The sequence below is a fragment of the Maribacter sp. MS6 genome (genome assembly GCF_056839185.1).
The window spans coordinates 1,669,612-1,686,262 of the sequence record NZ_CM166389.1 but is presented as its reverse complement, the minus strand read 5'-3'; the positions used below and the strand labels follow the sequence as shown (position 1 = coordinate 1,686,262).

Below are 16,651 nucleotides of genomic sequence, written 5' to 3'. Positions count from 1 at the left end.
TGTCACAGACTATCTACCGCCCTTTTTATCTTGTTTCGCACTTCCTCGGCTATCTCGGTGAGCGCTTCATTTTTTACACCGGTCATAGAGGCTGCCGGATCTACAGCAGCTACTTCGATATCCCCACTTGTAGTTTTGCGTACAATAACATTGCAGGGCAGCATGGTTCCGATTTTGTCCTCGGCCATAAGTGCCTTATGCGCAAAACCTGGATTGCAGGCACCCAGAATTTTGTAGTCGGGAAAATCGATATCCAGTTTTTTCTTTAGGGTGGTTTTGATATCGATTTCGGTTAAAATGCCAAAACCTTCTTCCTTTAGGGTTTGGGTTATTCGCTCTATTGCCTTTTCAAAGGATGTAGCGGTAAGGATCTTATTGAAATAATAGTCCATATTTCTGTTGTTTTATAGAGTTAGAATAAGCGTGATGACGACTCTTGATCCAGAATGATGCATTATAGATAATACCAAAAAATAGAAACAGGAGGGCATAGGTCTCCTGTTTCCTTTGAAGTGTTCGTTCTATTCTTCGCTTATAATCTATCCTTGAGTCATCTTATTGCTAAAATGGTATAGGGACGATGGTTGCTAAAAATAATCCGAACCCTTTCGGGCCTTTATCGCCTTGCGGAGATATTGGCCTTTACTTGAATATCTTGAAAAGGACTGGGATACTAGAGTATTCCAGTCCTTAACTATGGTATCCGACCACCTTGATTTTAAAAATAGTTTCGGGTAGAAACACGCTAGCTGCGCATTACGCCAGCATTTTCAATATCAAGATTGCTTTAATACCATTTTATGGCCGCTAAGGCATTATTGCTTAGAAGCCCTTAACGTTTGAGTTTGAAAAAACAGGAAGCCGAAACTTCCTGTTTTTCATAAAGAAATGAAATTTGCTACTACTTTCAACTTATCTTTTACTTTATTGCTAAAATGATATAACCGATACAATTGGGTTTTCACTGCATTCTTTTCTTCACTATGATTATTGCCTACCTTACGATGGCAGTAATCAATCCTTTAAAGAAACCGGAACATTCCCATGCTCCGGTTTCCAAGAAGACGTTATGCTAACCTAGAACCACTTATACTGGAACTTACCCGAATTTATCGCTAAATCCGTTCAGGACTCAAAAGGTATAAAGGCTATTTTAACGACCTCTTTTTTTGTGGATTTTGAGTTCCCCCGAAACCAAAATCCAACCTACTTATTTTTTCAAAGAACTATATCTAATGATAGTACTAATTTAGGGGAAGATGATTATTTCCAAAATGACCTAAGTCAGTTTGATTGTTTTTTTTTGAAAAAGAAACTAGGATATCGAAATATCCTAGTTTCCTAGAAGACGTTATACTATCCTATGACCGCTTATACTGGAACTTGCCCGAATTTATCGCTAAATCCGTTCAGGACTCAAAAGGTATAAAGGCTATTTTAACGACCTCTTTTTTTGTGGATTTTGAGTTCCCCCGAAACCAAAATCCAACCTACTTATTTTTTCAAAGAACTATTTTTCGTTTGATTATACAGCTAAAATACTATGTAATTCCCTTGTCCAAAATGACCTAGGTCAGTTTGGATGTTTTTTTAAAGAGTTATTTTTTATCCAATCATAAAGTTGGTCCGCATCTTCTTTTTTACAAAGTTGTGTACCAGGGTGTAGCGTGGCTGCTGTACCACAAGCCACCCCATATTTTACAGCTTCGCTCAACGGTTTTCCTTGAGTAAGACTGTAAACGATTCCGGCAACCATACTATCACCGGCACCAATCGTACTTTTTTGGTGCACTGTAGGGGCAGGAATATGTTCCATTTGGTCTTTAGTGGCCAAAAACGCTCCTTTTGCACCCATCGAAACTACTAAGACCTTACAGTTGTTCTCTTCTAGAAAGCGTAAGGCCAATTTTTCGATTTCTGTGGCAGAAATGGAGGCTACATACAGAATACTGCTCAATTCGCCCAAGTTCGGCTTCATTAGAAATATATTGGCTTTCATGCTTGGCAGCAATGCTTCACCGGAAGTATCCAATACGAAATTGGCTTCTTTTTTATCAGTAATTTTGGAAACTTCTACATAGAAATCGGACGGAATTCCAAGCGGTAATTTTCCGCTGGCGACCAAAAAATCATTCTTTTCCAAGAGCTGTTCCAATACATCGAAAACCTGTTGCCATTCTTTCTGTTTTACTTCTGGGCCAGGCACCCCAAAACGATATTGCAAATGGGTATTTGTGTCGGTTACAGAAAGGTTTTCACGCGTCCACCCCTCTATTTCGATAACCTTCTGTTCTATATTTTCATCAGAAACCAATTGTTTAAGATGTGTACCTACGGATCCGCCGGCTACATAAACACAGATCGATTTGCCACCTAGTTTCTTAAGTGCCCTAGAAACGTTAATGCCGCCGCCACCTGCGTAATAGGAAGGCGAAAGGCAGCGCAATTTTTTATTGGGCACAACACCTGCAACGGAGGTATCCTTGTCGACTACAGGGTTCATGGTAAGCGTTATTATTTTTTGCATTGAAATTGTTTTAAAACTTGTTATTGGAACATCATTAATTGCCACTTTCTGCCCTGCCAAAAGTCACCAATCTTTTCTCGGCCTTGTTGATGTTTTCGATACCTTGCAATAGCGCATCTGGATTGAAGGATATACTGTCGATACCTTTGCTTACTAAAAACTTGGCGAATTCCGGGAAATCACTGGGTGCTTGTCCACAAAGTCCAATTTTGGTTCCAGTATTCTTTGCAGAAACTATTGCCATAGCTATCATGCGTTTGGCCGCCAGATCGTTTTCATCGAACAATTCGCCCATAAGCTCTGAATCGCGATCGATGCCTAACGTCAATTGGGTTAAATCGTTGGAGCCAATGGAAAAACCATCAAAAATCTTTGCGAACTCTTGCGCCAAGATTACGTTACTTGGAATCTCTACCATAGTGTAGATTTCCAATCGGTTTTCGCCTCGTTTCAATCCGTATTCTTCCATAATCCCAATGACTTTTTTGCCTTCTTCCAAAGTGCGGCAAAATGGCACCATTACTTTAAGGTTGTCCAATCCTATATCTTCCCGTACTTTTTTGATAGCGGCGCATTCGAGTGCGAATCCCTCCTTGTATAAATCGCTGTAATACCGTGATGCTCCTCTGAAGCCCAACATTGGGTTTTCTTCTTGGGGTTCGAAATCGGTACCGCCAATAAGGTGGGCATATTCGTTGGTCTTAAAATCGCTCAAGCGTACAATAACCTCTTTGGGATAGAACGCCGCTGCGATGGTGGCAATGCCCTGTGCTAATTGATCTACAAAATATGCCTGTTTGTTTTTATAACCTTGCGTAATCTTTTTAATTTTACTTATAACACCGGCATTCTTCAGTTCTTTGAACTTGACCAAGGCCATCGGATGAATTTTTACCGAGTGGGTAATAATGAATTCCATACGCAGCAAGCCTACACCATTGTTAGGATAGAATGATAATTGAAATGCATTTTCGGGGTCGGCAAGAATAATTTTTGCCTCCGTACGGGGCATCTTAATGTTCGAAAAATCGATTTTTTCTTTTTTAAACGGTAGCTTCCCTTCGTAGATGTAACCCGTTTTGCCCTGGGCGCAAGACAGGGTGATTGTTTTACTATCTGCTATGGCCGTAGTGGCATTTCCGCAGCCGACAATGGCAGGAACGCCTAATTCTCGGGCTACGATTGCTGCATGGCTGGTACGCCCACCCTTATTGGTAATGATGCCCCCAACCTGTTTTAAGAGCGGGTCCCAATCAGGGGTGACGGTATCGGTAACGATTATATGATCTGCAGTTAGGTTTTTAGCCTCTTTTGGCGATTGTAAAAGAATTGGTATACCTACTTTTATTTTTGAACCTACGGCATTACCAGTAGTGAGCACCTTTCCTTTTTCCGACAGCTTGTATTCTATATGTACGTTTTTATCCTTAGTCTGATGCACCGTTTCCGGCCTCGCCTGAATGATGAACAGTTCGTTGGTAAGGCCATCTTTTGCCCATTCGATATCCATTGGATTATGATAATGTTTTTCGATTAGTGATGCCCATTTTGCCAATGTGATTATTTCTTCATCGGACAGAACAAATTGTTGTTGTTTGGCTTTTGGGGTGTGAATGTTGACCGTGGCAGCATCATCTTTTGATGTGCCATAGATCATGGTCAATTTCTTGTCGCCCATTTTTTTTTGGATGATAGGATACTTTCCACTTTCTAATTTGGGTTTAAAGACATAAAATTCATCGGGATTCACAACTCCCTGAACGATGTTTTCGCCCAATCCCCATACGCCGGAAAGTAATATAACGTTTTCAAATCCCGATTCCGGTTCTATAGTAAAACCAACACCCGAACACCCTTTATCTGCTCGCACCATTTTTTGTACCCCAACAGAAAGTGCTACGTCGCTATGCCTAAAACCCTTGTCGTCTCTATATTTGATAGCACGGTTAGTGTACAGCGAGGCAAAACATTTTTTGACGGCTTCTAATAAGGCATCTTTTCCTTCAATGTTCAAAAAAGTATCGTGTTGGCCTGCAAAACTGGCATCGGGCAAGTCTTCAGCGGTGGCACTGCTTCTTACGGCTATGGCGCAACTGTTTCCCCCAGATAGATCTGTATATGCTTTTATAATAGTATTGGAAAATTCTTTGGATAGTGTGCCTCCCAAAATCAGTTGGCGGGCTTTTTTTCCGATAGTGTTTAAATTGGAGTAGCGGTTCGTATCCAATTCCGACACTACTTTTGATAATTTATTTTTGAGGCCGTTTTCGTCCAAAAAGGTCCAAAACGCATGAGAGGTGGTTGCGAATCCGTTTGGTACGCGAAGCCCTTGCGAAGTCAGTTGATTGTACATTTCGCCCAAGGAGGCATTCTTTCCTCCTACAGAAGGGACGTCTGTAATTGCTATTTCTTCGAAACGTTTGATGAAGGCTTTCATTAGCTATTGCGTTTATCATACAAATTTCTTGGGATTCCTATAACCTAACAATGATTTGGGTCAGTCCTCTTATAATGTCCTTCCATCAAAGGTGGAATCTCATATATGGTTACTCCGTTTCCTATATGGCTTATGGTTCTGAATAACGGTAACGAAAAGGTTTGGAAAAATCTTCAATCTTCTCTTACCTTCCCAGTAATCTCCCTAATCTTGATTCTGTACACAACAGGCGAAGTGCCTTCCGCTCCTAATTTGCTTGAAAACTCGTTGATAAACTGAACATCTTTATTGGGTTCTTCATTGATAATATCTTTGACCCCTTGTGAAAATTGGCGAAGAAGTTTTTTTGCATGTGTACCGGTTAGCTCCTCAAAATCCCCATGTACCAAAACCGATTTCCAATGGCTAACCGATTCTATTTCGTCGACCTCTAGGGATACCATCTGTTTTCTTCTCATAGCATCGATTTTATGTCCTTCCAAAGAATAGCTGATGATGCTGTTGTCCGTTGTGTCGTAATAATAATAGGTAATCGGGATTACGTACGGGCTTTCGCCCATGATATAGGCCAAGCGCCCAATATAGTTCTTACGAAGCAGCTTAAGACATTCTTTGGTATTAAGATCTTTTATCATGACGAATGTTTTAGAGGTTTAAAAGGGTGAAATTAAAGGAAACCTCCGGTCTATGTAATGATAAAGATCAGTTGACAAAAATGGTTAATCTGGAGTTTGACTATTGAGTTTAACATTATATTCATTATTTTTCTTACAAGTAACACTACCTTTAGTTACAATTACCGCGTTATTTATCCTAAAAACAGCCCAACCATGTTTTCCATTATGCTCATTGAGGATCACGCCGAAATATTGGAAAGTACTGCTGAACTTTTGGAGCTTGAAGGTTATGAAGTAACTACCGCCAAGAATGGTAAAGAGGCCCTTGTAAAAATACAACGTACACCACCCAACCTCATTATTTGCGATATGCTTATGCCCGAAATGGATGGACTCACACTGCTCGGTAATTTAGGGCTCCAACCAGAACTTATGAGAATTCCATTTATCTTCTATTCTGCTAAATCCGAAAAAAGCGATATCAAGATGGGCCTGGATGCCGGAGCTTCGGACTACCTGGTCAAACCTTGTGAACTTCAAGAGCTCTTGGCTTCTATTAAGAAGTGTTTGTTCAAAAGTGAATCTTTTTAATTTTAGTTGTTCAACTCAACGGCTTCATTAAAACTCACAAAAATAGACTCGACTGATCTGTATCATTTTGAAACGCTAATACATGTTTTATTTTTAGAGTTCTAACATGAGGGAAACCTTTGGGTAGGTACTTTTTTAAATTTCAGTCATGGAAATTCAAACTACATCGGGAAAGGCAAGAACTAGGTTTAAGAAATCTGAGGCTGGCAGATTTTCCAGTCCAGATGTGGCTATACCGGTTGAAGGGCGTACGTACCTAGAACTTTTAAAAAATAGTCTTAGCCGTTTGGCATTTGTTTTGAGTCCAGGTTCATGCCTTGGCGCAACCCATTACGATTGTATTATGAAAGTGAAGGCGTCGGGAGAGGATATCGAAGACCTATTGATCGATTTCTTGAATAAGGTACTGATGCTGACACATGACCATCATGCTATTTTCTGTACCATGCGCATTGAGGAATTCACAAATGAACAACTTGAAGCTCAAATTTATGGCGTTTGGTTCAAAGATTTCGATAGAGACTTAAAGTGGATTAAAGGGCATAAATGTTCTATTGAACAGCAGGAAGATTTTTCGTGCAATGGTTTTATCGTGTTCAAAAGATAGAAATTAAAAGTAGCAAAACCTCCCTTAGATTACCCCTACGTTTTTTTTATGATAACTCAACAATGGAATATGTCCTTCGTTTTTCATACGTTTGACCAAATCATAGTGTCCTAAATTTTTAATCAGGCTATGGTTCTCCCGCTCCAGCATAGCGAACAAATCAGGCTCGATTTCATTGATATATTTTTGTAAGGTGCTAAAAATGTTGTCTCCATATCGGATTTCAAATTTTATACGCTCATAACTTACCTTATGTTTTAGCATCCCTTTGAACCAATCCATTTGGTTTTCACTTGTTTCCGATTTCTTTGCAAATACATGTACTAAATGCACATCAGCTTTAAAGGGTTCTGCCAGTCGCACCAAATTTTCTATGGTAAAAATGTCGACCCCTTCAAAATCGGTAGCGTAGACTATTTTTTTAATACCACGGAAATCGGCATTTTCGGGTACGACCAGTACAGGACAAGTTGCCGTATTTATAAGCGCAGTAGTGCTACTTCCTAGCAATATTTTACGTAATCTGCTACCACCTTTGGCACCAACCACGATAAATTCAGCTTTGAGTTCCTTTACATTTTTAATAATGATATCAGAGACAGGTTTCCCCTCATCCACTTTCCAGGTTATGTTCAAAGGTTCGGATTCGTTTTTTAAATGTTCGGTGCAAAACGCTATCAGTTTTTTGCGATGGTCGCTAAAGGCAAGTACTTCTTTGCGCGAATAGGTATAGGAAACAGTGCTGGCCAAGGTCAACGGCAGTTCAAATATGTGTAATGCCACTAGGTTGGCATTAAGCACCTTACTGAGGGTATAACTAAAATGAAGGGCTGCCACGGAATTCTCTGAATAATCGGTGGCGTATAAAATCGTTTTCATGATAACTTCGGATTTATGGTCATTTCTGCCTTTTCCTAAATACTCTGGCAGAAGCTGCTACCATTGTTCTTAGTAGTATCAAAATTAAAACCATGCTGTTACATTGAAAATGACGGCTGTCAGTCGGTGACTATTTGTGTGAATGATTTTAATCATTTTTGATGAGCCTTTGATCAATTACATTTATACTTTAGAAATATTCAAATCAAATAAAATGGTAGATTTCAGAAAAAGGCCAAAATGTAAAATACAGTCAGAAGGCTTGAGATGAAGAAACTAAATGCACTGTTGACCGAAATAAGTGAGTTAACGAACAAGATAGAAACCAATTATCCGGAACTGTACCGTTTTTTGGACGAGAATCCGTTGACCTTACCCATTACCCCGCACCCAAAAGTGGACAAAGAAGCCCCTGAAGATTATTTGCAAAGTCTTAGGCAGTTAGTGCAGCATCGTACGGAAACGCATATCAAAAATAATATGGCTTAATTATGGGAGAAATCGCAACATCGGAACGGCAGATTACCTTTTTCTACAATTCAAATTCGAGCAGGGCCAAACAGACCTTGGCCTATGCAAAAGCAGAAGGTTTGCCCATCTTGCAAATCGACATGTTGAATACGCCCTTGACGGGCACACAAATAGCAGAATTGGCTGGTCGCTTGGGCTTCGCGGTAAAAGATTTGGTCAATCAAGAACATCCAACTTATACACATAAGTTTGAGCATCATGATTTTTCTTCGGAAGATTGGATAAAAATGATAAAGAAAAACCCCGATATTATGAAACAGCCAATAGCATTGCGGGGAGACAGGACCATATTGGTGGAAACGCCTACAGATATTATAAAAATTTGATACGGAACGAGTAAGTCTGGAACCCGGTTTATTGGTTTCGACACATAAATTTTTAGGGTTAGAACGGTTGTCAATAGTTAAGATAGTTGTACAACCATAGTAAAGTAGAATAACGATAAAAAGAAGTTTATGAAATTCACAAAAAAAATAGCCTTGCTGGTCATATTGCTAATCGGGGTTTTTCTGATTTTCATTACGTGGTACAAGCATACCTATTCAATGGAGGTCGCCACTAGCTACGAAGTCAATGCTCCAGATCTTGATCGTAAACTCTTGATTGCAATGCAGGGCAGCGAATTTAAGGATTCTCTTGTTGTAGGAATTACACGTTATTATAACACTGAGCCCATTTTTATAAAAGTGATCGATATTTCTTTGTTGGAGAATACCGATACGGCCGATTTTGATGCTATTCTCCTGCTTCATACTTGGGAATATGGCAAACCTCCTGACGCTATACAATCGTTCATGGACAAGAATCAAGTCTTGAAGAACAAGTTGGTGGTATTGACCACTTCAGGTGAGGGTACGGAGAAAATGGAAGGGGTAGATGCGATTACGGGCGAGTCTATTATAAGTGATGTATCCATTTCTGTGGACAATGTTGTTATTAAACTCAATCCTCTTTTAGAAGTACGAAACTGAGATGTTGACCTTCAAAAACTTTAATATCGCCGATTGGTTCTCGTTCTACCGTATTGCAGCAGTACCGGTATTGCTAGCCTTATTATTATTGGAGCAGCAGCAGGTATTTACTTGGTTTCTACTTATAAGTTATAGTACCGACGCTATAGATGGCTTTTTAGCGCGAAAGCTCAAAATCACCAGTGCTAGGGGCTCGCAACTCGACTCCATGGGCGATCAGCTCACTTTTATCATGGGCCTTATCGGACTGTGGACTTTTGAAAATGACTTCATTCTAGAAAATCTTTTGCTTATAGCCATTGCCTTTACGCCCTATCTGTTACAGATGGCAATCGCTTTTCACAAATATGGTAAAACTACCGCTTTTCATACCTATTTGGCCAAAACTTCTGCTGTGCTACAAGGCGTTTTTATTCTATGGACATTGTTCTTTGGCCCTGTAACCTGGTTGTTTTATGCAATGATCCTTATAGGAATTTTGGAGACCATAGAGGAAATTACCCTGGTTTTTATGTACGATCAATGGGTGGCCGATGTTAAGGGATTTTATTGGGCGTTGCGAGATAAGCGCAGATTAGAACCTACCCCTATCGAGGAAGCGGAAACAGAAAAAACCAATTATGATGAAGGAAATTAAAAGTTTTCTGTTTGGCAAAGACCTAAGGTCTATAGCACAGGTAGACGAACTGATTTCGTTGGTAAAAACCCAATCCTATTTTGATGCTTTGTTTGAATATTTATATTCGGAGGATCGTCTGCTTGTGATGAGGGCAGCAGATGCGGTAGAAAAGATATCCAAAAATCGCCCAGAATATTTATCCTCACATATAACAGAAATTATTAAATTTTTTAAAATAGCGAAAAACAAGGAGTTTAAATGGCATTTAGCACAATTGGTAACTCGATTACATCTTTCGTTAAAGGAATTAAAAACGGTATGGAACAAATTAGCCGCTTGGACAACCGATAAAAAGGAAAGTAAAATAGTTAGGGTGAATTCTGTTCAAGCCCTTTTTGAGCTATCTAAAAAGTTCAAAGATTTGAAAGCGGATTTCTGTTCTATTATTCAAGAAGTTGAAAGGGAAAATATTTCATCACTGAATGCACGGATTCGTAAATTGAAATCAAAATGATAATAATCGTTTCGGGTCTACCTGGTTCGGGAAAAAGTTTTTTTGCAGAACAGCTAGCAAAAAAATTAGATGCAGCTTATGTAAACAGCGATCGGTTGCGCAAAGAATTGTTTCCAAAGAGGACGTATTCAAACGATGAAAAAGTCATTGTTTACAAAGCCATGCTCAAAAGGATGGCCGAAGCTACCAAAATAGGCAGGAATATAGTACTAGACGCAACCTTTCATAAAAAGAATGCAAGGGAGTTGTTTACAATGAGCACGAAAGAAAAAATCAATTTTATTGAAGTGTGGGCAGATGAGCCGATAATTAAGGAACGCTTAGAAAAAAGCCGGCCCTACAGTGAGGCCGATCTTCAAGTTCATCAATTGATACGCCAACAATGGGAACCTATAGAAGAAAATCATTTACGACTCCAGTCTACGAACGACAACATCGATGGCATGCTTCAAAAGGCTGCAAAATATCTGAGCGATGACACAACAGGAAATAGATGAGCTAGTTTTTGAAGGCACGTTCCCAGAGCAAACCAAAGCCTGTACACTTATCGAGACCCATATTTCTTGGGTTATTCTCTGCGACTGTTTTGCATACAAAATCAAAAAGCCAATCAACTATTCCTTTCTTGATTTTTCAACCGTGGAACTGCGTAAATATTTTTGTGAACGAGAACTGGAACTGAACCAACGGTTTTCCAAAGAGATATACCTCGATGTTCTGCCGATTTACGAATTGCAAGGACATTTTATCATCGGTGGTACTAAAGGAACACTAATCGACTATACCCTAAAAATGCGCAAACTTGACCCCGAGAAACAAATGGATGTGTTGATATCGAACAACAAAGTAAGCGAAACGGACATCAAAAAGTTGGCGGAATGCATTGGTGGTTTTCATAAGACAGCCACGATTATTAGCGAAAAAAATGTATTAGGCGTAAAGGAAAAATTCAACGACTTGGATTTGGAAAAACAATTTCTATCTAAAAACCTTGGTGTAGAATACGGTAAGCGTATTGATCATGCTATAACAACTTCGAACACTTTTCTGCAAAAAAGTAAAAAACTGCTACATGAAAGATTACAAGAAGGGTTTTTCAGGGATTGCCACGGCGACCTACATACCCGCAATATCTTTCTCCTGCCGGAACCCCAACCCTTTGATTGTATTGAATTCAATGACGATTACCGTCAAATCGATATCTTGAACGAGGTTGCCTTTCTCTGCATGGACTTGGATGCGCTAGGTAAAAAAGACTTATCCGATGTATGTATTTTACATTATAACCTTCAATTACCGACCATGCGAACCGAGGAAGAACAACGACTTTTTGTCTATTACAAGAGCTATCGTGCCAATGTGCGAGCCAAGGTCAACAGCCTTCGGGCTAAGAACGCTTCAAACAAATTAGATAGAAAAAAAGCCCTATTCGAGGTCAAAAAATATATAGGGCTGATGGAAGGGTATTTGAATTTGCTGAACGAGTAACAAATGGAGCTTTAATTGAAAGTTGCTTAAGCACAATTATTTTCTACCAATTAAACTACAACTGATAAAAATCATTTTGAATAAAGGGATTGCTAGATAGTTTTGTTACGAAATCTTTAAATTTATCAATTTTGAAAAAGTTAAGAACACTTATTATAATAGGCTTGGGATTGATTATTTGTAATTTATCAATTGCTCAAGACAAATGGTCGGCAGAACTCCGGCCAAATGTAAATTTCGTTACCCAAGACCAGGAAGATGTAGAACTCAACACAGGATTTGGTTTTGAGGCCGCAATAGGCTATCGGTTTATTCCACATTTAGGAGCTTATGTCGGTTGGGGGTGGAACCAGTTCAAATCGGACAACGCGAATTTTGTAGGAACTGGTGGTACAGAATTTGAGGAAACAGGGTATACTTTTGGCTTGCAGTTTATCCATCCTTTTGGAACATCCGAGCGCTTTTCGTACTTAATTAGGGCAGGCGGAGTCTACAACCATTTAGAAGTTGAAAATTCTGCTGGTGACATTACAGCTGATTCCGGTCATGGGCTCGGTTGGGAAATCGGGGCAGGTGTTCTAATCGATTTGGGTAACAACTGGAATTTACGCCCACAACTAGGCTATCGTGCTCTTTCAAGGGATATTGAAATCGGTAATGCAACTACAAATGTTGATTTGAACTATATCTCATTTGGAGTGGGTATAGCCAAAGTGTTTTAATAGTATTCACTCGAGGCTTATTGGTGAAAAAAGGCTTGACAACCTTTTGAATTGCGGAGCAATGTTGTTCTATCTAGCAGGTTATGTTAGTTTCATGGCTACTATAAAAAAGTTTTGTTTTCGGTTCCTTACGTGCTTTTACGCAATGTTTTAAAATAGGACTTGGTCTGGTTGATATTCCAACCGGAATGTAAACTTTAATATTTTTATTCCTTATTTTTTGGAGCCGGAGGAATGGAACTATTCCTATACTAATTTGGCCTATAACCTAAGGAGATTATATTATAGAAAAAACTTCTGTTTGTAAAAAAATGGTGATAACCGGCCCCATCAACGTAGCACAATAAAAATACAGTTTATGAAAAAATTATTGGCCATCTTCCTCCTATTACACGGCCTAATCCATTTTATGGGTTTTGTCAAAGCTTATGATTTGGCGAAAATAGCTCAGTTTACAAAAGAAATTTCAAAACCCATAGGCTCCGTTTGGGCCTTCACGGGAATTCTCTTTTTAATGGCCGCCCTACTTTACATAATGAAGAAAGATTCATGGCCAATTGTTGCCTTGATAGCCTTGGTCTTATCGCAGTTTTTGATTTTTAGCGTATGGAGCGATGCCAAATATGGCACTATTGCCAACGCAATTATTCTTTTGATATCTGTAACTGGTTTTGCAGACCATAATTTTCACAATACGTATAAAAAAGATGTAGTCGCTGCCATGGAAAAAATGACCGGAAGCAATACACTTGTCACTGAAAATGACCTTGCTGAGATTCCCCTTTCGGTTCAGAACTATTTGCGATATGTGGGTGTGGTGGGCAAACCAAAGGTTCGTAATGTGAAAATCGTTTTTGAAGGCGAAATGCGTGATAGAGGCCAGGATTGGTTCAAATTCACGTCAGAACAATACAGCTTTTTCGATGATCCAACACGACTGTTTTTTATGAAGGCCAAGGTAAAAGGATTAGCAACAAGTGGCTATCATGCTTATAAAATGGGCGATGCGCGTATGCAGGTCAAAGTACTTTCCCTTTTTCCGGTAGTCGATATCGACAAGCCCGAATTGTTCAAAACCGAAACGGTTACTTTTTTTAATGATCTATGCCTATTTGCTCCCGCAGCCTTAATCGATGACCGGATTACTTGGGAAACGATTGATTCCCTTTCTGTAAAAGCGACTTATAAGAACAACGGCACAAGCATATCGGCCGTTCTTTATTTTAATGAAAAGGGGCAATTGGTCAATTTTGTTTCCAAAGACCGCATATCGGTGGATGAAATGAAGACCTATCCTTTTTCCACACCAGCAAGCAACTATCAAAATGTAAACGGCTTTAACCTACCAACGTATGGCGAGGCCGTTTGGCACTATACCGATGGGGAGTTCGTTTATGGAAAGTTCAATTTAAAAAGTGTTGCGTATAATGTGTCGCTATAATTTGTTATTCCGATGCGGAAGGAATCCCACACCATAAGCATCGGGCGGTACAACGAACAGATTCCTTATTTTTCTTAGTGACAACAAAATGGCAAAAAAGCCATCATCGACACAGGTGTCGCAAGGCATTTGGAACCTAAGAGAATTATCATTTCAGGAACTCTATAAAACTTAATGGCTATATTTTTTTCTGAACTGATGATTGTCATTTGAAAAGCTTTCGGTAAAAAGTAATTTTCCGTCGAAACCAATAAAGAGACAGGATAATGTTGGGTGAACGTAATACGTCTGAAGAACTGCTAAAGGCATTTCACGATGATGCCAAATGGTGGAAACTAACTATTGTCGATATCGAAAATGAACTCGAATTCATCAATCGACTGTTGAGCTCCCGAATATATAAGGAGAACACGCCCAATCTTTTTGAGCATTTACAAAAGTTCAAACATACAATGGGCACAAAAAAAAGGGAAACAGAGAACTTAAAAAAAGAGTTGTTTGAATATGAGAGCACGTTGCGTGGCATTTTGGAATGTCAAGATGTGTCCTGCGATACCTATTATCTAGAAAACCATAAAGCGTTAAAAGAAGGTTTTGAGGAATTCACTATTGGCTTTAGTGATTATAAAACTAAGCTCCATAATTATCTTGGAGCTATACTTCTTACAACATAGTAGCACATTGAATGTATAATAACTTAAAACACAAATAAACATGTCAATCTTAAAAGCATATGAATCAGGTGCCCATGAAAGTAATATTTCACACTTTGCTGCCATTGTAAAACTGGCCAGTGTTGATGGGTCTATTGATGAAGAAGAAAAGGCTATTTTAAAACGATTGGCCTTTAAGCTGGATGTTTCGGACGAGGAGGTTAAAATGATACTGAAAAACCCCGAAAAATATCCTTTGATTCCTCCCTATACCTTGGAAGAGCGCATGGAACGACTACAGGATCTGTTCAGCGTTATTTATGCCGACCACAAAATTGATTCCGAAGAACGAAAATTGATTGATAAATATGCTATCGGTCTTGGTTTTACAAATGAGAGGGCAAAAGAGGAAATTGAAAAATGTATTATACAGTTTGGTGGAAAAGTTTAGTTGAAGAATTAAAAAGTGCTAAAAAGAATAGCTACTTAATCAATCATAGCAAGAATACCGAGCTAACTAAAAAAGACTGTAAAGCACCTATGAGCGTAAAATATGCAAAAATATACCATTAATCTAGCCAACATTTTTTATTTGATCTTTAGCGTAACTGCAATCATCTATATTCTTATGGAGGGTAAAATTGTTATTGCTCCATTAGTTTTCGCTTTTTTTTTGCCTTGATGTTAAAGCCGATTGCGGCTTTTTTTGAAAGAAGCGTGCGTAGCCGCATCTTATCAATTTTCATTGCCTATATCGTTGCGGTTATTCCTTTGTTCGCGGTGCTATTTTTCTTTTTCAATCAATCACGTATTCTGTTCAATGACTTTCCATCGGTACGCAATCGATTGAACGAGGTTTTGGTCTCGATTTTTGACTGGTCGGATAAGAAATTCAACCTTGATGACCAATCCACGGCCCAATGGATTTCCGATAATATTATTGCAGCATCGGATGTTCCTATTGATTTGATACAGGAAAGTCTGCAATCTACTGGCTATGTTGTGGCAAATGCGGGCTTAGTTATCGTCATCACCTATTTTATGTTGTTGTACCGCACTTCCTTTAAAAACTTTTTTCTTGCGCAACTGCCTTCTCAAAGTCGGGGCAGGGTAGTGCGGGTTCTGGAAGAAATTCAGACCTTGGCAAAGCGGTATATGATGGGGCAGGGCTTGGTCATCGTTATTCTAGGACTTTTAATAGGCTCCGGTCTGTGGCTGATCGGGGTTCCTTATCCCTTCTTTTGGGGTTTTCTGGCCGGCTTTTTGGAAATCATTCCTTATGTAGGCACCTCCATCGGAGGAATTCTACCCTTTTTTTATATGTTGATGGTATCGGATACCGTATGGCAGCCTGTGGCCGTCGTGATTTTATATTTTGTTGTACAGCAAATCGAGGGAAATATTATTTCGCCCAACATTATGGGTCCGAGCATTAAGATCAACCCCATGTTCATTATTCTAGGGCTTTTTATCGGGGGAATTTTATGGGGAATTTCTGGAATGATACTCGCCCTGCCCATCTTGGCCGTCTCTAAGGAAGTTTTTAGAAGTTTTGATGCTACTGAACCCTTGAGTTATCTCATGGAAAACGGACTTTCTCGGAAAAAGGATATTTTTTTGGAACAATTTGACAATGAAAAGAACCGTTTGTTTCATTTGTTCTTTGAAGAGCGTCAAAAATAACCTACATCTTTTTCAACCAGGCTATCGCCTCTGAACGTTCGTCGGTTTCAAAGCCTTCAACTTTAACTTTTGGAATCACGTTTCCCACAGCTTCTGCGGTTTCTTCGATCCATTCCTTATCGCTGATAACTGCCATTGCCTCAATGGAACCTATATAGTTGAAACTCATTTTTAGATCTTCCCACATGGCTCCGGCAGTAGGCCATTTGAACTCTTCAATGTCGATAAGCAACTTTATTTTTCCAAATTTTGCCTTATGTTGTTCCATAAGTGGATTAAGCCGATCATAATCTGCTTTTGTAACTTTTCCAGATACTAAGATTCCCAAAATGCTTTCGGGCAGTTCCCTGATAATTGTAAACATGATTTCT

The 16,651-nt window shown here is 39.3% G+C and carries 20 protein-coding genes; 14 read left to right on the top strand and 6 right to left on the bottom strand.

What is annotated here, in order from left to right:
* Positions 1-2: 2 nt before the first annotated feature.
* The 4 genes from MS6x_RS07575 to MS6x_RS07560 all read right to left on the bottom strand — a co-directional run bounded on the left by MS6x_RS07575 (position 3) and on the right by MS6x_RS07560 (position 5,599).
* Complete coding sequence (locus MS6x_RS07575) at positions 3-392, bottom strand: DUF302 domain-containing protein (RefSeq protein WP_482606544.1); 390 nt, start codon at positions 390-392, stop codon at positions 3-5.
* A 1,181-nt stretch (positions 393-1,573) separates the two neighbouring features.
* A complete protein-coding gene (locus MS6x_RS07570) occupies positions 1,574-2,527 on the bottom strand; it encodes a 1-phosphofructokinase family hexose kinase (protein WP_482606543.1) in 954 nt (317 codons plus the stop codon).
* A 34-nt stretch (positions 2,528-2,561) separates the two neighbouring features.
* Positions 2,562-4,964, bottom strand: coding sequence for a phosphoenolpyruvate synthase (gene ppsA, locus MS6x_RS07565; protein WP_482606542.1), 2,403 nt, complete (start codon positions 4,962-4,964; stop codon positions 2,562-2,564).
* 173 nt (positions 4,965-5,137) lie between these two features.
* On the bottom strand, positions 5,138-5,599 hold the full coding sequence (locus tag MS6x_RS07560) for a pyridoxamine 5'-phosphate oxidase family protein (RefSeq protein WP_482606541.1): 462 nt from the start codon (positions 5,597-5,599) through the stop codon (positions 5,138-5,140).
* A 195-nt stretch (positions 5,600-5,794) separates the two neighbouring features.
* Here MS6x_RS07560 and MS6x_RS07555 point away from each other — a divergent pair, with 195 nt between their 5' ends.
* On the top strand, positions 5,795-6,172 hold the full coding sequence (locus tag MS6x_RS07555) for a response regulator transcription factor (RefSeq protein WP_482606539.1): 378 nt from the start codon (positions 5,795-5,797) through the stop codon (positions 6,170-6,172).
* A gap of 148 nt (positions 6,173-6,320) precedes the next feature.
* Positions 6,321-6,779 (top strand): archease, encoded by a 459-nt coding sequence (locus MS6x_RS07550; protein WP_482606537.1) that lies wholly within the window; start codon positions 6,321-6,323, stop codon positions 6,777-6,779.
* A 24-nt stretch (positions 6,780-6,803) separates the two neighbouring features.
* Here MS6x_RS07550 and MS6x_RS07545 read toward each other — a convergent pair whose 3' ends face one another.
* The gene (locus tag MS6x_RS07545) at positions 6,804-7,658 is read right to left on the bottom strand and encodes a universal stress protein (protein ID WP_482606535.1); all 855 of its coding nucleotides are present in this window, start codon (positions 7,656-7,658) and stop codon (positions 6,804-6,806) included.
* 267 nt (positions 7,659-7,925) lie between these two features.
* Here MS6x_RS07545 and MS6x_RS07540 point away from each other — a divergent pair, with 267 nt between their 5' ends.
* The 12 genes from MS6x_RS07540 to MS6x_RS07485 all read left to right on the top strand — a co-directional run bounded on the left by MS6x_RS07540 (position 7,926) and on the right by MS6x_RS07485 (position 16,280).
* A complete protein-coding gene (locus tag MS6x_RS07540) occupies positions 7,926-8,147 on the top strand; it encodes a hypothetical protein (protein WP_482606534.1) in 222 nt (73 codons plus the stop codon).
* 2 nt (positions 8,148-8,149) lie between these two features.
* Complete coding sequence (locus tag MS6x_RS07535; protein WP_482606532.1) at positions 8,150-8,515, top strand: arsenate reductase family protein; 366 nt, start codon at positions 8,150-8,152, stop codon at positions 8,513-8,515.
* Positions 8,516-8,644: 129 nt separating this feature from the next.
* Positions 8,645-9,160 (top strand): hypothetical protein, encoded by a 516-nt coding sequence (locus tag MS6x_RS07530; protein ID WP_482606530.1) that lies wholly within the window; start codon positions 8,645-8,647, stop codon positions 9,158-9,160.
* Position 9,161: 1 nt separating this feature from the next.
* Positions 9,162-9,797 carry a CDP-alcohol phosphatidyltransferase family protein gene (locus MS6x_RS07525; protein WP_482606529.1) on the top strand — a complete coding sequence of 212 codons (636 nt, stop codon included), beginning with the start codon at positions 9,162-9,164 and terminating at the stop codon, positions 9,795-9,797.
* Positions 9,781-10,293, top strand: coding sequence for a hypothetical protein (locus MS6x_RS07520; RefSeq protein ID WP_482606528.1), 513 nt, complete (start codon positions 9,781-9,783; stop codon positions 10,291-10,293). Before MS6x_RS07525 ends, MS6x_RS07520 begins: the two co-directional genes overlap by 17 nt.
* Positions 10,290-10,790: a P-loop nucleotide/nucleoside kinase family protein gene (locus tag MS6x_RS07515; protein ID WP_482606526.1), complete on the top strand. Its 501-nt coding sequence runs from the start codon at positions 10,290-10,292 to the stop codon at positions 10,788-10,790. The genes MS6x_RS07520 and MS6x_RS07515 overlap by 4 nt, the downstream gene beginning before the upstream one ends.
* Complete coding sequence (locus MS6x_RS07510; RefSeq protein WP_482606525.1) at positions 10,768-11,781, top strand: hypothetical protein; 1,014 nt, start codon at positions 10,768-10,770, stop codon at positions 11,779-11,781. The genes MS6x_RS07515 and MS6x_RS07510 overlap by 23 nt, the downstream gene beginning before the upstream one ends.
* A 131-nt stretch (positions 11,782-11,912) precedes the next feature.
* Positions 11,913-12,503, top strand: coding sequence for an outer membrane beta-barrel protein (locus tag MS6x_RS07505; protein WP_482606523.1), 591 nt, complete (start codon positions 11,913-11,915; stop codon positions 12,501-12,503).
* Positions 12,504-12,861: 358 nt separating this feature from the next.
* Entirely contained in the window at positions 12,862-13,944 is a 1,083-nt protein-coding gene (locus MS6x_RS07500) for a DUF6544 family protein (protein WP_482606521.1), read from the top strand.
* A 266-nt stretch (positions 13,945-14,210) separates the two neighbouring features.
* Entirely contained in the window at positions 14,211-14,618 is a 408-nt protein-coding gene (locus MS6x_RS07495; RefSeq protein ID WP_482606519.1) for a hypothetical protein, read from the top strand.
* A gap of 40 nt (positions 14,619-14,658) precedes the next feature.
* Positions 14,659-15,048, top strand: a complete 390-nt coding sequence (locus MS6x_RS07490; protein ID WP_482606517.1) for a tellurite resistance TerB family protein — start codon at positions 14,659-14,661, stop codon at positions 15,046-15,048.
* A gap of 227 nt (positions 15,049-15,275) precedes the next feature.
* Positions 15,276-16,280: an AI-2E family transporter gene (locus tag MS6x_RS07485; protein ID WP_482606515.1), complete on the top strand. Its 1,005-nt coding sequence runs from the start codon at positions 15,276-15,278 to the stop codon at positions 16,278-16,280.
* A gap of 1 nt (position 16,281) precedes the next feature.
* On the opposite strand, the gene MS6x_RS07480 is transcribed toward MS6x_RS07485, so the two are convergent.
* The gene (locus MS6x_RS07480) at positions 16,282-16,644 is read right to left on the bottom strand and encodes a SpoIIAA family protein (protein ID WP_482606514.1); all 363 of its coding nucleotides are present in this window, start codon (positions 16,642-16,644) and stop codon (positions 16,282-16,284) included.
* Positions 16,645-16,651 lie beyond the last annotated feature (7 nt).

Bases quoted from the DNA above. Each gene is read 5' to 3' on its own strand.
- MS6x_RS07555 (WP_482606539.1), top strand. From the start codon at position 5,795: ATGTTTTCCATTATGCTCATTGAGGATCACGCCGAAATATTGGAAAGT.
- MS6x_RS07535 (WP_482606532.1), top strand. From the start codon at position 8,150: ATGGGAGAAATCGCAACATCGGAACGGCAGATTACCTTTTTCTACAAT.
- MS6x_RS07540 (WP_482606534.1), top strand. From the start codon at position 7,926: ATGAAGAAACTAAATGCACTGTTGACCGAAATAAGTGAGTTAACGAAC.
- MS6x_RS07550 (WP_482606537.1), top strand. From the start codon at position 6,321: ATGGAAATTCAAACTACATCGGGAAAGGCAAGAACTAGGTTTAAGAAA.
- MS6x_RS07560 (WP_482606541.1), bottom strand. From the start codon at position 5,599: ATGATAAAAGATCTTAATACCAAAGAATGTCTTAAGCTGCTTCGTAAG.
- MS6x_RS07525 (WP_482606529.1), top strand. From the start codon at position 9,162: ATGTTGACCTTCAAAAACTTTAATATCGCCGATTGGTTCTCGTTCTAC.
- MS6x_RS07495 (WP_482606519.1), top strand. From the start codon at position 14,211: ATGTTGGGTGAACGTAATACGTCTGAAGAACTGCTAAAGGCATTTCAC.
- MS6x_RS07500 (WP_482606521.1), top strand. From the start codon at position 12,862: ATGAAAAAATTATTGGCCATCTTCCTCCTATTACACGGCCTAATCCAT.
- MS6x_RS07520 (WP_482606528.1), top strand. From the start codon at position 9,781: ATGATGAAGGAAATTAAAAGTTTTCTGTTTGGCAAAGACCTAAGGTCT.
- MS6x_RS07530 (WP_482606530.1), top strand. From the start codon at position 8,645: ATGAAATTCACAAAAAAAATAGCCTTGCTGGTCATATTGCTAATCGGG.
- MS6x_RS07570 (WP_482606543.1), bottom strand. From the start codon at position 2,527: ATGCAAAAAATAATAACGCTTACCATGAACCCTGTAGTCGACAAGGAT.
- MS6x_RS07490 (WP_482606517.1), top strand. From the start codon at position 14,659: ATGTCAATCTTAAAAGCATATGAATCAGGTGCCCATGAAAGTAATATT.
- MS6x_RS07515 (WP_482606526.1), top strand. From the start codon at position 10,290: ATGATAATAATCGTTTCGGGTCTACCTGGTTCGGGAAAAAGTTTTTTT.
- MS6x_RS07575 (WP_482606544.1), bottom strand. From the start codon at position 392: ATGGACTATTATTTCAATAAGATCCTTACCGCTACATCCTTTGAAAAG.
- MS6x_RS07510 (WP_482606525.1), top strand. From the start codon at position 10,768: ATGACACAACAGGAAATAGATGAGCTAGTTTTTGAAGGCACGTTCCCA.
- MS6x_RS07480 (WP_482606514.1), bottom strand. From the start codon at position 16,644: ATGTTTACAATTATCAGGGAACTGCCCGAAAGCATTTTGGGAATCTTA.
- ppsA (WP_482606542.1), bottom strand. From the start codon at position 4,964: ATGAAAGCCTTCATCAAACGTTTCGAAGAAATAGCAATTACAGACGTC.
- MS6x_RS07545 (WP_482606535.1), bottom strand. From the start codon at position 7,658: ATGAAAACGATTTTATACGCCACCGATTATTCAGAGAATTCCGTGGCA.